Annotated in this window: 14 protein-coding genes; 6 read left to right on the top strand and 8 right to left on the bottom strand. The window is 44.6% G+C overall.

All coding sequences use genetic code 11. The features are described 5' to 3' along the window. Window positions 1–168 precede the first annotated feature (168 nt). The 6 genes from FPZ44_RS07925 to FPZ44_RS07900 form a co-directional block, all read right to left on the bottom strand. On the bottom strand, window positions 169–795 hold the full coding sequence (locus tag FPZ44_RS07925) for a 50S ribosomal protein L25 (RefSeq protein WP_186785956.1): 627 nt from the start codon (window positions 793–795) through the stop codon (window positions 169–171). Window positions 796–986: 191 nt separating this feature from the next. Further along, window positions 987–1,784, bottom strand: a complete 798-nt coding sequence (locus tag FPZ44_RS07920; RefSeq protein ID WP_418789170.1) for an ABC transporter permease — start codon at window positions 1,782–1,784, stop codon at window positions 987–989. A 62-nt stretch (window positions 1,785–1,846) separates the two neighbouring features. Further along, window positions 1,847–2,632: an ABC transporter ATP-binding protein gene (locus tag FPZ44_RS07915; protein WP_144989036.1), complete on the bottom strand. Its 786-nt coding sequence runs from the start codon at window positions 2,630–2,632 to the stop codon at window positions 1,847–1,849. Between the two features lie 40 nt (window positions 2,633–2,672). Continuing rightward, complete coding sequence (locus tag FPZ44_RS07910; RefSeq protein WP_144989035.1) at window positions 2,673–3,683, bottom strand: ABC transporter substrate-binding protein; 1,011 nt, start codon at window positions 3,681–3,683, stop codon at window positions 2,673–2,675. 225 nt (window positions 3,684–3,908) lie between these two features. Continuing rightward, window positions 3,909–4,169: a metal-sensitive transcriptional regulator gene (locus FPZ44_RS07905; RefSeq protein ID WP_144989033.1), complete on the bottom strand. Its 261-nt coding sequence runs from the start codon at window positions 4,167–4,169 to the stop codon at window positions 3,909–3,911. Between the two features lie 36 nt (window positions 4,170–4,205). Beyond that, window positions 4,206–6,812, bottom strand: a complete 2,607-nt coding sequence (locus FPZ44_RS07900; RefSeq protein WP_144989031.1) for a CoA-disulfide reductase — start codon at window positions 6,810–6,812, stop codon at window positions 4,206–4,208. 242 nt (window positions 6,813–7,054) lie between these two features. Between FPZ44_RS07900 and FPZ44_RS07895 the strand changes: the two genes are divergently transcribed. Continuing rightward, a complete protein-coding gene (locus FPZ44_RS07895; RefSeq protein ID WP_144989029.1) occupies window positions 7,055–8,173 on the top strand; it encodes a nitric oxide synthase oxygenase in 1,119 nt (372 codons plus the stop codon). A gap of 130 nt (window positions 8,174–8,303) precedes the next feature. Further along, on the top strand, window positions 8,304–8,837 hold the full coding sequence (locus FPZ44_RS07890; protein WP_144989027.1) for a hypothetical protein: 534 nt from the start codon (window positions 8,304–8,306) through the stop codon (window positions 8,835–8,837). A gap of 122 nt (window positions 8,838–8,959) precedes the next feature. Here FPZ44_RS07890 and FPZ44_RS07885 read toward each other — a convergent pair whose 3' ends face one another. Then, on the bottom strand, window positions 8,960–10,474 hold the full coding sequence (locus tag FPZ44_RS07885; RefSeq protein WP_186785955.1) for a carboxypeptidase M32: 1,515 nt from the start codon (window positions 10,472–10,474) through the stop codon (window positions 8,960–8,962). A gap of 170 nt (window positions 10,475–10,644) precedes the next feature. Here FPZ44_RS07885 and FPZ44_RS07880 point away from each other — a divergent pair, with 170 nt between their 5' ends. The 4 genes from FPZ44_RS07880 (at window position 10,645) to FPZ44_RS07865 (ending at window position 13,956) form a co-directional block, all read left to right on the top strand. Then, complete coding sequence (locus tag FPZ44_RS07880; RefSeq protein ID WP_144989023.1) at window positions 10,645–10,980, top strand: iron-sulfur cluster biosynthesis family protein; 336 nt, start codon at window positions 10,645–10,647, stop codon at window positions 10,978–10,980. Window positions 10,981–10,998: 18 nt separating this feature from the next. After that, window positions 10,999–11,670, top strand: a complete 672-nt coding sequence (locus tag FPZ44_RS07875; protein WP_144989022.1) for a beta-class carbonic anhydrase — start codon at window positions 10,999–11,001, stop codon at window positions 11,668–11,670. A 104-nt stretch (window positions 11,671–11,774) separates the two neighbouring features. Then, complete coding sequence (locus tag FPZ44_RS07870; protein ID WP_144989020.1) at window positions 11,775–12,827, top strand: permease; 1,053 nt, start codon at window positions 11,775–11,777, stop codon at window positions 12,825–12,827. Window positions 12,828–12,900: 73 nt separating this feature from the next. Then, window positions 12,901–13,956 carry a TIGR03943 family putative permease subunit gene (locus FPZ44_RS07865; protein WP_144989018.1) on the top strand — a complete coding sequence of 352 codons (1,056 nt, stop codon included), beginning with the start codon at window positions 12,901–12,903 and terminating at the stop codon, window positions 13,954–13,956. 57 nt (window positions 13,957–14,013) lie between these two features. Here FPZ44_RS07865 and FPZ44_RS07860 read toward each other — a convergent pair whose 3' ends face one another. Beyond that, the gene (locus tag FPZ44_RS07860; RefSeq protein WP_186785954.1) at window positions 14,014–15,096 is read right to left on the bottom strand and encodes a CobW family GTP-binding protein; all 1,083 of its coding nucleotides are present in this window, start codon (window positions 15,094–15,096) and stop codon (window positions 14,014–14,016) included. Window positions 15,097–15,111: the final 15 nt, after the last annotated feature.

The following is a 15,111-nucleotide window of genomic DNA, read 5'->3' as shown; positions in this document are numbered from 1 at the left end:
ATACTTATATTAGATAAGTATAAGCACGAATCTATATGGCTTACAAAAACCCCCAAACAAACATTTCGCTCTCATTTCCTCTAGCGCTACTTACAAAGTGGACAAAACAAAAGCGTTCCTTTTCAGGAACGCCCATGCTAAGTATGTTAATTTGCATCATCACATCAACTAAGAAGTTGCTTCCGTTTCTTGAGCTACAGCTTGGCTGCTAGCTTCATCATTCGCTTCCAACGTACTTGGCAGTACAACTGAAGCAAGAATAATATCTGCTTGCGTGAGCAATGATACATGTTCAGGCCATGGCACATCCTTGACAAGTAACTTCTCGCTAATATCAAGAGAAGATACGTCTATGGCGATAGATGCTGGAATGTGGTCAGGCAAGCCCTCCACTTCCACACTTGTTTCTTGGATATCCAGTATGCCGCCACTTTTCGTACCTGGAGCAGTCCCTATATATTCGAGCGGTACTCGAACTTTAATCGGCTTATTCTTATCAATTTTAATCAAATCCACATGCAGCCAGTTGGCATCTTGCCGCTGTACATCTTTAATCATAACAGGAATCGATTTTTTGCCATCTACAGCTAAATGAATGACATCGGTTAAGCCCTTATAGCGAACATAATTAATAAACTCTCTAGCATCAACACTAAGGGATGTACTCTCAATTCCTTGCCCATATACAACAGCAGGCAATCGCCCTTGTTTCCGTAACCTTTTCGAGGATGAACCACCCTCAATTTTTCTGTGTTCCGCTTTTAGTTGGAAAGACGTGCTTGTCGTGCTCATCATTAACAACCTCCTCGTCGGCAGCTCCTCACAGTTGGCCATCTTATCGATGCCAAACATCGTGAGTGAAAATTGGTATACAGATATTTACCCAGTTCCTTAGCGCTTATAACCGAACAAGAAGAAATTATTTGGTACACAATGAGCAAAGTTCTATTTCACCAATGCTAATCTCCATCTACCACGCCGTACTTTTACTTATAGTTTGCATTACCAATAAGTCTCCGCTCCAAATAGGAAACGGCTTCATACATAATCGTGGCGACAATCGCAATCAGCACGAGAGAAGAAAGGACCAGCGTAAAGTTAAACACTTGGAACCCGTATATGATTAAATAGCCAAGCCCTACTTTGGATACAAGAAACTCGCCGACGATGACGCCGACCCAAGCAAGACCTACGTTCACCTTTAATGTAGACACAATGGACGGAATCGTTGCGGGGAAAATAACTTTACGAAATACAACACTTTTGCTGCCGCCAAATACCTTTACAACTTTCACATAGTTGGAATCAACCTCGCGAAATGCATTATATACAACAAGTGTCGTAATAAGCACCGTGATCGACAACGTTGTAACGACAATGGCTGTGAAGCCAGGACCGAAGCCAACGATAAATAACGGGCCTAAGGCAACTTTAGGCATACTATTAAACACGACCATGTAAGGATCAAGTACATTCGCTAAGTACCGTGACCACCAAATCGCGACTGCCAGTAAAGTACCAAATACCGTACCAAGCACAAAGCCCACTAACGTCTCTCCCACTGTCATCAATAAATGCGGCCATATACTTCCGTCCGCAAAATCTTTCCACAGCTGCGCTCCTACTTTGGAAGGATAACTGAAAAGAAGTACGTCAATCCACTTAAAGCGGCCGGCCAGCTCCCAACATACGAGCATCGCTGCCAACAAACTAAACTGTGTGACCGTGACACGTGTTCGATGTGAGCGTTCTGATTTTTGATATTTGGTATACGTATCCGCCATCAATGCCTTTGCTTCCGGAGAATAGTTGATAGCTGATGTTTCCGCTCGTTCCCTGCTCATTTTCACATCCCTCCCGTCTCATTATCAGAGGCTTCAAGTTCCTTCCACAGCTCGTGGAACCAATCATTGAAACCTGCTTGCTCACGGGCAAAAAATGGTGTTGCAGAGCGAATTGGTTCCGGAACATCAAATACGCGCCGAATGCTGCCTGGATTGCGATTCATTACAAATACACGATCGCTGACAGCCAACGCCTCGGACAAGTCATGCGTCACGAGAATTGCGGTCTTCTCATGCGCCTTTAACGTGTCTACAACTAAATCTTCAAGCTGCAGCTTCGTCTGATAATCGAGCGCCGAGAATGGTTCGTCGAGCAGAAACAGCTCTGGTTCGGTGGCCATCGTCCGGATAAGCGCGACACGCTGACGCATTCCCCCTGACAATTGATGCGGATAAAGTCGTTCGGTCCCCTCTAGTCCCATCCCTTCAAGCATTCGCACAACGCGTGATCGACTAGCCTCATTCAGCTGATTCGTTAGTTCTAGACCCATACATGCATTGTCCAAAATAGTCCGCCATGGAAACAAGTAATCTTGCTGCAGCATGTAGCCTACTCGCGAGGAACTGCCCACGACAACTTCTCCATCTACAAATACTTTGCCTCTAGTAGGAAATACGAGCCCCGCAATCAAAGACAACAAGCTGGTTTTCCCGCATCCACTTGGGCCTACAATGCTCACAAATTCACCAGGATATATGTTTAACGATACATCTTCTAATGCAAGCTGAGCCCCTCGCCCTGTAACATAAACATGCGAAACATCTTGAATTTCTACCATTGCGTGCATGCAGCTGCCTCCTTTCGGCTCATACTAAACGTACATGGTCTCATTTCACTGTTTGCTTCGCCTGCTCTGCGAAGCGGTTATTAACTAGGTGTTCAAGTGGAACATCCTGCTTCAATTCGCCAGCAGTCCGTAGTACATCATGTAAGTTGCTCCATTCCTCTTGCTCAAACACGCCATCTATAGCATAAGAGCCTTGCTCTTTATATCGTTTAACTGCATCGATAACAATTGCACGATCTGCATCTTTAAAATAAGGAAGAATCGTATCAGCAATATTCTCTGCAGAGTTATTAGCTACCCACCGTTGAGCCTGCTGCAATGCGTTCGTGAATTTCTGCACTACATCAGCCTTTTCATCCAAATAACTGCCTTTAGCCATATATGCCGTATATGGTAAACGGCCGCTTTCCACGCCGAAGGAGGCAACAACCTTACCGCGCCCTTCTCGTTCGAATATCGAAGCCTGAGGTTCAAACAACTGAACATATTGCCCTGTACCCGATGCATACGCAGAAGCAATATTCGCAAAATCAATATTTTGAATTAAATTCAAGTCCTTCTGAGGATCGATGCCATGCTTGCGCAGGGTAAACTCCCCAGCCATTTGCGGCATACCGCCTTTACGCTGACCAAGAAACTCACTTCCTTTTAAATCATTCCAGTCGAATGTCCCGTCATGCTCTCTCTCCATTAAAAAGGTACCATCTGTCTGCGTCAGTTGAGCGAAGTTGATAACAGGATTATCTGCCCCCTGCTGAAATACGTATATAGAAGTTTCCGAACCTACCAAAGCAATATCAATACCCCCGGACAGCAGCGCCGTCATCGTCTTGTCTCCGCCGGCAGTCGTCTGCAGCTCCACATCAATTCCTTGTTCAGCAAAAAAACCTTTAGCTAGTGCGACATACTGCGGAGCGTAAAAGATCGTGCGAGCTACTTCGCCTACTCGGACCTTTGGCTTACCGCTGTCATTGCCGCAAGCGGCAGCAAAGATAGGCAGCATTAACATGACAATCAAAGCACATGCATAGAATCGAAAGCGCAGCCGCATTGTCATAACCTCCTTCGTAAGTTGCTTGATATAGTCATACAGCTTATGCAACAGCAGAAGTGATGGTTAATGCCTATAACATTTCTCAATTCCGAGGTAGTCTCGCCACATCGCATAACAAAAAGCCGCTCTGCTCGCATATCGCAAACAGAACGACTTCACCATTAACATTTATTTTCCATTATCAAACACGTCAAGAAATATCATTATTAGTTATATTAGCGATTAGCGACTCTTCACTAACATAGAAATCGCCTCTTGAATCACTTCATCTGGGTTCTCACCAGCTTCAAGCTGCTCTTGCACACACTTTGCCAAGTTTGCACCGATAACGAGTCCGATCGTTCTGTCTACAGCTGTGCGTGCAGCTGACAGCTGAGTAACAACATCACGGCAATCCTCACCGCGCTCTAACATACTAAGAACTCCTCGAATTTGACCTTCCACCCGCTTCAGTCGATTGCGTATCGCATCTTGATGTTCCAATTTTACACACCTCCTGCTGCCACTAAGCTATATAAATCAGATAAACAAATTCAGTCCAGCATCTTCTGCATCCCCAAGATAGGTAGCAACTCCGCCCAGTTCTACACCATCAATAAGCTCTTGATGCTCAATGCCCATCAATTCCATGCTCATCGTACAAGCTACGAACTTGACTCCTAGCTGTTGCGCATTACGAATCATCGTCTCCAAATCATCCACGTTGTTGCGCTTCATCACATTTTGAATCATTTTTGGCCCAATGCCAGCAAAATTCATTTTCGATAATGGAAGGCTGTCCGCACTTTTCGGCATCATCATACCAAACATTTTACCAAACATATCTTTATCCGTTTGAGCGGCGTGCTTCCGTTTCAACATATTTAAGCCCCAGAACGTAAAGAACATCGTCACCTGCTTGCCCATCGCTGCTGCTCCAGTAGCTATAATAAAGCTAGCAATCGCTTTATCCAAATCACCGCTGAATACGACCAATGTCGCATTATTTTTCTCAGCGATTTGACTAGAAGTAGGTGCAAGCTTAGTCGAATTTATTTCCGCTGAGTCTGGCCTGGGACTTTGCCCTTTTTGTACATATGCAACAAGTTCATGATTTACATTCTCGGCATGCAGCATCGTGTTTCCTGTCTTCTCCGTCCATTGCTTCACATCTGATGCGAATCCTGGATCAGTTGCCTTAATTTCAATTATATCACCCTCGTCCGCTCGCTCTACCGCCTGATAAAGCTGTACAATTGGGCCTGGGCATTGCAATCCCCTTGCATCGATCACTTGTTTAGGCGCAGTCATTTGCCCAGACGGAGAAGCAGCTTCTCCTTGTGATGAAGAAACATTTACTGTTGGGGAGTCAGCCCCAACTTGGTGAGAGCTCTCACCCTTTGTATCGAGTTTGGGTGCTGCAGCCATATGAGCTCCTTCCGAATTCGATCCTGATTGGTTCGACTGGGTAGCATCTTTTTCTTTTCGCATATAGCTATAAGTCTTATATCCACCATCAACGTTATACACCTTAAAACCGTACTGCTCAAGCATTCTTGACGCAATATAGCCTCTTAAGCCCACTTGGCACGATACGTAGATCGGCTGATCTTTTGGCAACGTGTGATGAGCTTGACGCAGATCATTCAGCGAAATATTCGTGGAGCCCGGGATGTTCCCTGCTTGTACTTCCAATGGCTCGCGCACATCAATAACAAGTGCTCCCGATGCGATCAAATCATCCACTTCATGCCATTGAACGGTATCCACAAGCTCGTCCATCATATTCGATGCGATATAACCCAACATATTAACAGGGTCTTTAGCAGAAGAATATGGTGGCGCATAGCACAACTCTAGATCAGAAAGATCATATACCGTTAATCCACCGCGAATCGCTGTTGCCAAAACGTCAATACGTTTATCTACACCATCAGCCCCAACACCTTGAGCACCTAGTATACGGCCATCTTCAGGCGAGAAAATGAGCTTCAATGAAATAGCCGCTGCGCCTGGATAGTAGCCAGCATGCGAAACAGGGTGAGTATGAACGACGCGATATGGAATGGAAAGACGTTTAAGCGTCTTCTCATTGTTGCCTGTTGAAGCGACTGTAAGCTGAAATACTTTTGCAATAGAAGAACCATAAGCACCCTCGTATCGCGCTGGGCGGCCTTGAATAATATCAGCTACAAGACGCCCTTGGCGGTTCGCCCCCCAAGCAAGCGGCACATAAGTCGGCTGCCCATTCACACGGTCTTTGACTTCAATCGCATCACCAAGTGCATAAATGGACGGATCACTTGTCTGCAACTGCTCATTCACGCGAATAGCACCACGTTGTCCAAGCTCTAAGCCCGCTTCCTTAGCAAGTTCATTTTCTGGCTGAACACCGATTGCTAATACAATCATGTCTGTGTCCACACGTCGACCACTTTCGCAAACAACGGACTTGCCTTCATTTTCAAATGCGGAGACACCTTCGCCCAGCAACAGTTCTACACCGTGTGCACGCATATGCTGGTGTACAATCACAGCCATTTCCTCATCGATAGGATTCATCACCTGATTGCCACGTTCAATCATCGTTACTTCCAAACCACGCTCACGCAAGTTCTCTGCCATCTCTACACCGATAAAGCCACCGCCAATAACGACTGCTCTTTTCGGTTGCTGTTCATCCACATAAGCTTTAATACGATCCGTGTCTGGAATATTTCTTAGTGTAAATAATGCCTTAGTATCCTCAATACCTGGAATATCCGGTCGAATCGGCTTAGCCCCTGGTGACAAAATAAGAATGTCATACGATTGTTCATAAACGGTACCATCTTGTACACGTCGTATTTCCAAGACTTTGCGATCACGATCAATGCGCACAGCTTCACTCCAATTACGAATGTCCATCTGGAAGCGCTCGGACATTCCTTTTACAGTCTGAACGAGCAGCTTACTGCGCTGCTGGATCGCACCGCCTATATAATAAGGAAGCCCGCAGTTGGCAAAAGAAATATGCTCACCGCGTTCCAACAAAATAATATTGTCTTTCTCATTCAACCGTCGCAAGCGTGCAGCTGCTGAAGCTCCTCCAGCTACTCCGCCAACGATAACGATCGTACGTGCTTGATTCTTTTGTGATTGATTCATAATTATATCCCCTCTCACTAATGCACAATTTAATAATTTCCATACCCCCATGGGTATATTTATGTGTAAAAAAATATCTAAATACCTATAGGGGTATCCTAGCATTATTCATAACTCGTGTCAAATGCTGCGATTTGTTACAGCCTGTTCACACACGACGCATCTCATTTCCTCGATTATGTGATACGCTTTGACCAAGATAGATAGACTAACCATGTATATGTACACAAGGAAGTGATTTCATGAGCATCATTCAAACTAACCAGCTGCGTCCAGAACTACAATACGTATGGGAAGAAGCCCAGTCTTTTGTAAACAGCAGTTACGCTGAGTTAGGACATGCAGCTGACATTATACATCAACGACTAAGCAGCATCATCAAAGAACTGCATGAAACAGGCACGTACACACATACAACCGAAGAGATTGAATATGGCGCAAAGGTAGCTTGGCGCAACAGCAATCGCTGTATCGGAAGGCTGTTCTGGCAGTCTTTGACTGTATTTGATGCCCGTCATCTTGATACACCAGAACAATATGTCGAAGCTATGCTTACACATATCCGCTTTGCCACAAATGAAGGGCGTATTCGCCCAACTGTGACTATCTTCCGTCCTAAGGTGCCTGGCGAGCCCGCTCCGATGCGTATTTTAAATTATCAGCTTATCCGCTATGCGGGATATGAGACAGATACAGGCGTTATCGGTGATCCTCACTCTGTAGCCTTAACGAAGCAATGTGAGCTACTCGGATGGGTCGGCAAGCAGAGCCACTTCGACCTCTTGCCGATTGTACTTCAACAGGCAGGTGAACCTCCACAATGGTTCGAGTTTCCTGAGCAAGAGATTAAACAAGTGAAACTACGCCATCCATCATACGATTGGTTCGCTGATCTTGAACTGCAATGGTATGGCGTTCCTATTGTATCCAATATGCGGCTAGAAATCGGAGGTATTTCTTACGAAGCAGCGCCTTTCAATGGCTGGTATATGGGAACTGAAATTGGTGCTCGCAATCTAGCCGATACGGACAGGTACAATATGCTGCCAGTTATTGCAGAGCGCATGGGTCTGGATATGTCCTCACTTGCTACACTGTGGAAAGATAGAGCGCTCGTGGAGCTTAATGCCGCGGTACTCCACTCCTTCAAAACAGACGGCGTCAGTATTGTAGACCATCATACGGCTGCATTGCAGTTCGCTCAGTTCGAGAAACGTGAGCAGGATCAGGGCCGAAACGTTACGGGAGACTGGACATGGCTCATTCCTCCAGTGTCGCCGGCAACGACACATATTTTCCATAAATCTTATGACAATACAAACATTCGTCCGAACTTCTTCTACATGGATGAAACAAATTAGGCATGTGACAAGAGCAGACTCTACCTTTATGCTGAAAGGCATTGGAAGTTGGAGTCTGCTTTATATGTATAATGATCTTGATCATTCTTCCATCATTTTCTAAAATGTAGAGTGAAGGAGTGATTATATATTGTTGATTACATGGCATCATCATGATTCTGCCTTATTAGATCTGAATGATAATCAATTGGTGCAAGCGTGCTTCCAACCCCTTATTGAAGCTTTCAAAGAATTACGGGTTGCCAATGGGGATGAAGCTGCATTTTACGAAGAGCTAACGAGTGGACAGCAAGCTTTGTTTATGTTTCGAGTTTATTTTGATCACGCAATTGTATCACGCGAGGAGTTATATTGGTGGAGCGCTTATTTCTATGCCCAGCCTCGCAAATGGACTGCACTGAAGCAAGGAATCGAATATTTCGATGCAAAGGACACATTGCGGATTCTCACAAACATCGAAAGCCTACTTACCACTAAAGCATATCCTCGACATCTAGACAGCTTCACCATGACAATGAAAGATCTTGAGCAAGATTCCTCATTGATGACAGCCTTTGATGATTTCTATGCTGAGTTCCAACAATCAGTTGCTTCTGCAATCCGACATGCAGCTCAACATATTCGCAGCAACCAGAACGAGTTTGTACAAGCAACATCCAATTAATTACATTTACTAGTACCAACATAATTAAAAAGCGCCTTGACCGTGATGGTCATGGCGCTTTGATTTAGATGAAATGAGATGCAACTGTCCATTCGTAACCTAATGAAACGAATGTATTGCAATTACAGCTTATAGATATCTTTCGTTTTAGCTGTCAAATAATCAACAAGATATTGCGGATTCAATGACTCGCCTGTCATTTTCTCGATAATTTCAGCAGGCGTTAGCAAGGAACCATATTGATACACATGCTCTGTGAACCAGTCTTTAATCGGCAGCAAATCACCCGCTTCAATCTTCGCGTCCACATCCGGCATTTCTTGACGCAGCTTATTCATCATTTGCGCGCCGTACATGTTACCCAGCGAGTAAGATGGGAAGTATCCCAATCCACCGAACGACCAGTGCACATCTTGCAGCACGCCTTCTCCATCATGAGAAGGACGAATACCCAAGTAGCTCTCGTACTTGCTGTTCCAAGCTTCAGGAAGCTCCTCAACCGACAAGTTGTCATTGATTAGCATTTTCTCAAGCTCATAACGAATGATGATATGTAAGTTGTACGTAACCTCATCCGCTTCAATACGAATCAATGATGGTTCAACACGATTGATTGCACAGTAGAACTGTTCTACATCAACATTTCCTAACTGCTCTGGATATCTGCGCTGCAACTCACCATAGTAGCGTTTCCAGAACTCACGACTGCGACCCACGATATTTTCCCATAGACGGGATTGAGACTCATGGATACCCATGGAGGTACCTGTAGCAAGCGAAGTGCGAGCAAGCTCAGGACTGATATTCTGCTCATACAAAGCGTGACCGCCTTCATGCAGAGAGCTGAACACCGCACTCGTCACATCGTTTTCCAAATATTTAGTTGTGATACGAATATCTTGTGTGTTTAGTCCGATCATAAATGGATGCGCGCTCTCATCCAATCTGCCTGCTTCGAAATCATATCCAATCTCACCAAGCAAATACGAGCTGAAATCCTTCTGTGTTTCGATGTTATAAGCCTCTTGCAGGAAGCTAGCATCTGGTTTGTTCGTCGATTGCTGCACTTCATGTACAAGTGGTACCAGCTTATCTTTGAGCTGACCAAAAATGCCGTCCAGCTGAGCTGTAGTCAAATTCGGCTCGTACATATCAAGGAGCGTATCATAGCGAGTATCTTTAACTCCCCAGTAATCGATGAACTGCTGCGTCATTTTAATAATATTTTGCAAGTACGGCTTAAACAGCTCAAAGTCACCTTTGTCCTTCGCTTCTTCCCAGATTGTTTCCGCTTTGGATGTCAGGACAACATATTCTTCATACAACGTTGGCGGGATCAGCTTGCTGCGGTTGTATTCTTTACGAGCGTCTTTCACCATCTTCTTCATTGGTGCATCAAGAGAATCAAACTGCGATTCCAATTGATCCAAGCACTCGCCCATCTCTTCCGAAACAGAGAGTTTGAACACTTCTGATGAAATCTTACCAATTGCTTCAGAGCGAAGCTCTGCCCCTTTGCGTGGCGCTCCTGTGCGTAAATCCCATTGCATGAGTGAAACAGCCTCACTATATGCTTTCATCTTCGAAATGATATCCAAAAATTGCTGTTCTACTGTTGATAGCGTTGTCATTTCCATCCACTCCCTGTTGTAATAGGCTACCTCTTGATGATACGCCCTACACCATATATAATCAACAAGCAAAAGGACAAGAACAACATCATTTATTCATCTATGTAAGATGGTAGATATCTTTGGATGGAGTCAAATTTACATAGCTGAAATATTTGGAAAGGAGCGTTGTCGCTATGGATTTGCAATTTACTGAACCAGCGCTCCAAGCCATCATGAATCGCGGAGTCGATGAACACGCAGTGATCAAGCTCGCCTATGATACCGAAGGCTGTGGTTGTGCAGTCAATGGAGTGCCGGCCCTATGGATTATGACAGAGGAAGATTTGAGCTCCTCTGATGAGCTTATTAGCTCTAATGCACCTTGCCCGATTTTTATTCATCGTCAGCATGCTGTATTTTATGAAGATTACTTAACACTGGATTTGACAGCTGACAAGTCATTCCGCCTGTATGGCAGAGGACAGACTTATTCGAACCATGTACGCTGCGAGGACAAACGTCTTCGCTGAATAAAAGGGGGAATTGATTTGACAAACCAACAACCACTTCACGAGTCTCAAGACGCGACTGCTACGAACTTAACCAGTATTTTGGAGTATAATGAGCAGTTCGTAAATCGACATGAGTATGAGCAATATTTGACGGACAAGTTTCCAGACAAGAAGATGGTCATTTTCACATGTATGGATACTCGTTTAGTTGAACTATTGCCAAAAGCGATGAACCTACGCAACGGTGATGTCAAAATTATTAAAAATGCAGGGGCTATCATTTCTCAGCCATTCGGCTCTGTTGTGCGCAGTGTGCTCGTTGCGATTTATGAGCTAGAGGCAAACGAAGTCGTCGTAGTTGGACATTATGAGTGCGGTATGACAGGCTTGAATTCGGAACGTATCGTGGAAAAAGCCAAGCAGCGCGGTGTAGATGACCTCGTTCTGGACACACTTACAAACTCCGGGATCAAGCTGCATCACTGGCTGCGCGGCTTCGACAATGTGCAAGAGGGCGTACTGAACAGTGTTAGCATTTTGCGCAACCATCCATTGCTGCCTGCTGATATTCCTGTACATGGAATGATTATTGACCCGAAAACAGGCAAGTTGGACCTCGTTGCAGACGGATATGAATATTTAGAGCAAAAGTCAAAAGGAATCCATGCCAATCACGACTCTAACGACAGCACTTGCTCTACACGTTAATATAACTACAAAGCACGAACTGGTAAGGGGTTGTTCGCAGCCCCTTTTTCTGGTACTCTTAATCGTAATTATTACTTTTAATATCAAAAAGGAGGCCACGCCGGTTGCTATCATCTACTAAACGATCTGATGATCCTACAGCCCATCCTTCTCCTACCTTACCGCAACTACCGCTATTACTCCCATTTCTACTATTGCTCGCTCTAGCTGGAGTGCTGGCTGTACAGCCGCTCTCGGCAAACACCGAACTTTGGCGCACATTTACAACCGTGTTCGTCAGTATTTTACTTGAAGCAATGCCGTTTCTTTTATTGGGCATCATTCTGTCATCGCTCGTTCATGTATTTATTGCCCCAGACTTCTTTCGTAAAATTGCTGTTAAGTGGCCACGACCATTATTAATTGTTTTCGCAGCATTAGGCGGTATTTTACTGCCCCTCTGTGAATGTGGCATGATTCCTGTCGTACGAAAATTCATGCAAAAAGGACTTCCTCCCGCAGCAGCCGTAACCTATATGTGCGCAGCTCCTATCCTTAATCCGATCGTGTACGCTTCAACAGCCACTGCATTTCCAAGTGCGCCCTGGATGGCAGTCGGACGTATGGCTGTAGCCTTTTTCGTCGTTCTAACAATCGGATGGATCGTGTCGTTGATCGTACGCCGCAGTCATTCTTTCTTACTCTTGCAAATAGATTCATATAGAGAGACAAGCACTCATTCTGGGAATCAACCTTTCATACCACTCCCTATCAAATTAAGGCATGCAACCGAGCATATGGGTAAAGAGTGGATGGAGACAACTGTCTATTTAACGTTCGGCGCATGTATCACAGCTTTGTTTCAGACCTCATTTCCACGCAACTTAATTGTTGATGCACCATGGATGAATCCCGCCCTAGAACATGTTGGTTTAATAACCCTGGCTTATTTGCTATCACTCTGTTCCACATCAGACGCCTTTATCGCCGCTTCGTTTACGAGCATGCTTGCACCAGCATCCTTACTTAGTTTTCTTGTGTTTGGTCCCATGATGGATCTAAAAACAACGCTCATGATGATGACCGTATTTCGGAAACGTTTTATTTTATTGCTAGCGTTAGTGCTGCTCATCATTGTACCGTTATTTGCAGCTTTATTTATCTCCGTTGTTTTGTAGCGCACTGAAATGTTATTAACCAATGTATAACCTCGTGGAAAATTTGGACAGGAATACAAAGGAGTGACAACGATTGAGTGAGGATCGCAATTTACGGACAGCTGAGCGCAAAATGAAGCTGTTTTGTGCATGTTTATTACTTGGATGGAGCTTTTTGATCGTATACATTACAAAACAACAACTCATGCCTCTATATGTAGCACCGAGGATGGAATGGCTCGTAAAAGGCTCAGCACTTGTTTGTTACATCCTTGGGATATTCCAAGTTTATATGGCATTCGTTCCAGACAAACGTAGCGATCCATCTGCCTGTAATTGCACAGCAATAGAAATAAAGCACAAACGCGGATTTGCGAGTTCATTGTCCTCTTGTTCTGCTGCAATTACGCTGTTGCTGCCCTTCATCTTGACCTATGTTTGGCCGCCAATGCCATTGTCCAGCCAGGCAGCTGCTCTTAAAGGCATTCAATATGCACCTTCTGCTTCGCTAAAGCAATGGACTACTGGTCCAACCTCATCTCTTCTGGCATCGAAGGATAACACAACGCCTTCAAATCCAACAGCTGAGTCATTACCCCCAGATTCTAGTTCCTCTTCTAATGCAGCTACGGAACAATCGGATACAATAGAACCATCAGGAGTCGTTAGCAAGGAACAAGAACAACTACCTGCAACTAGTACTAAAGTTCCTACTTTCGAAGCGGATGAATTTACTCAAATATATGCCGACTTAGCTAAACAGCTATACAACAAAGAAGTAATTGTCGTCACAGAAGAACAATATATGGAAATTATATTGACGTTGGATTTATTTAAAGAGCAATTCGCAGGTAAGCGTATTAGAATACCTGGATTTGTATATCAAGACAAAGAAATGGAGAAAGGAAGATTTGCTATCGCCCGCTTTTCCATGCAATGCTGTACTGCTGATGCGTCGCCATTCGGCATATTGTCTATTAACCATACAAAACAAAATGTCAAAGCAGATGAGTGGGTTGAGGGAGAAGGTGTGCTTACAATCGCAAAGCATGAAAATAATCAGGTTATGCTGCTTAAGATCGATTCACTGCGGTCGATACCTGCCAAAGAAGATCCTTACGTTTATCCAGACTTCAATTTCGGCTCTTAACTATAAAAAGGGTGCTCCCGTCAACTTGGACGAGACAGCACCCTTTTCTATTACCGTTTATGCTCGAAGCATCTCTTGAAGCTCCACATACAATTGCTCAGCATCCATTTGCTCACCGATTAAGACGATGACATCGTCAATATCGCCTTGTGGTCTAATAGGGATAAATTCCGTCTGCCTGTACGCAAATTGAAACATATAACGCTTTGTAGTATCACTAAACGTTACAATTCCTTTAGCCCGGTATACATGCTGCGGCAGCCCCTTCAGCCACAGCTCAAAAGTATGGCTGTCAACAGCTGTAGGCAGTGCACGTGTCCAGACAGTTACATGCGCATGTGAAGAGTGATGATGCGTACGTGCTTCACAACCAACATCGTGTCCATTATCTATTTGGCAGGAACAAGTAGGAGGAATCGTAGGTGTCTGTTCTGCTTGAGCAGAAAGTTTACTCAACTCATCACTTAACACGAAGCTGCGCTGCCACAACTCATGCTTCACTTGTGCTTGTTCTGCATAAACAATCGTCGTTTCCTTGTTCCATTGTTTTAATTGCTGCTCTACTCGCTGAATATCATGCTCCTGCACAAGATCACATTTGTTCACAATTAGCAAATTCGCAGCCCGAATCTGCTCTTGCAGCAAATGCATCATCTTACGACTCGGCTTGTTAACCGAAACAGTTTCATCTATCCAATGCGACATTTGCAATGCATCTACCAATGTCACAATATGTGTCAATTGAACTGGCGCATAGAGAGAAACATCCGTTAACGCATCTACAAGCTCCATAGGTTCCGCAATGCCTGTACATTCCACGTATACAACATCAGGCTGATGCTCCTGAACAAGTTCCAATAACTTCATGCCAAAGTCGCCTCGGATGGAGCAGCATATGCAGCCACCAAGTAACTCCTCCATATTCACATCCTCAGGCAGCAGCTGCCCGTCCAGATTTACATCACCTGCTTCATTCATAATTACCGCAGGTTTCATACCTTGCTGCAAGCATTGCTGCGTCCACTGCTGTAGAAGCGTTGTCTTGCCGCTTCCTAGAAATCCAGCCAAAATAACAACCGGTATATCGTGTCGCTCACTAGAGGAAGTAATTAAGTCCATTATTGAATGTTTATGCTCCATATAACTCTCTCTTTC

Source organism: Paenibacillus agilis, from assembly GCF_007786455.1.
Lineage (GTDB): Bacteria > Bacillota > Bacilli > Paenibacillales > Paenibacillaceae > Paenibacillus_B > Paenibacillus_B agilis.
This window is presented reverse-complemented; position numbering and strand designations above follow the sequence as displayed.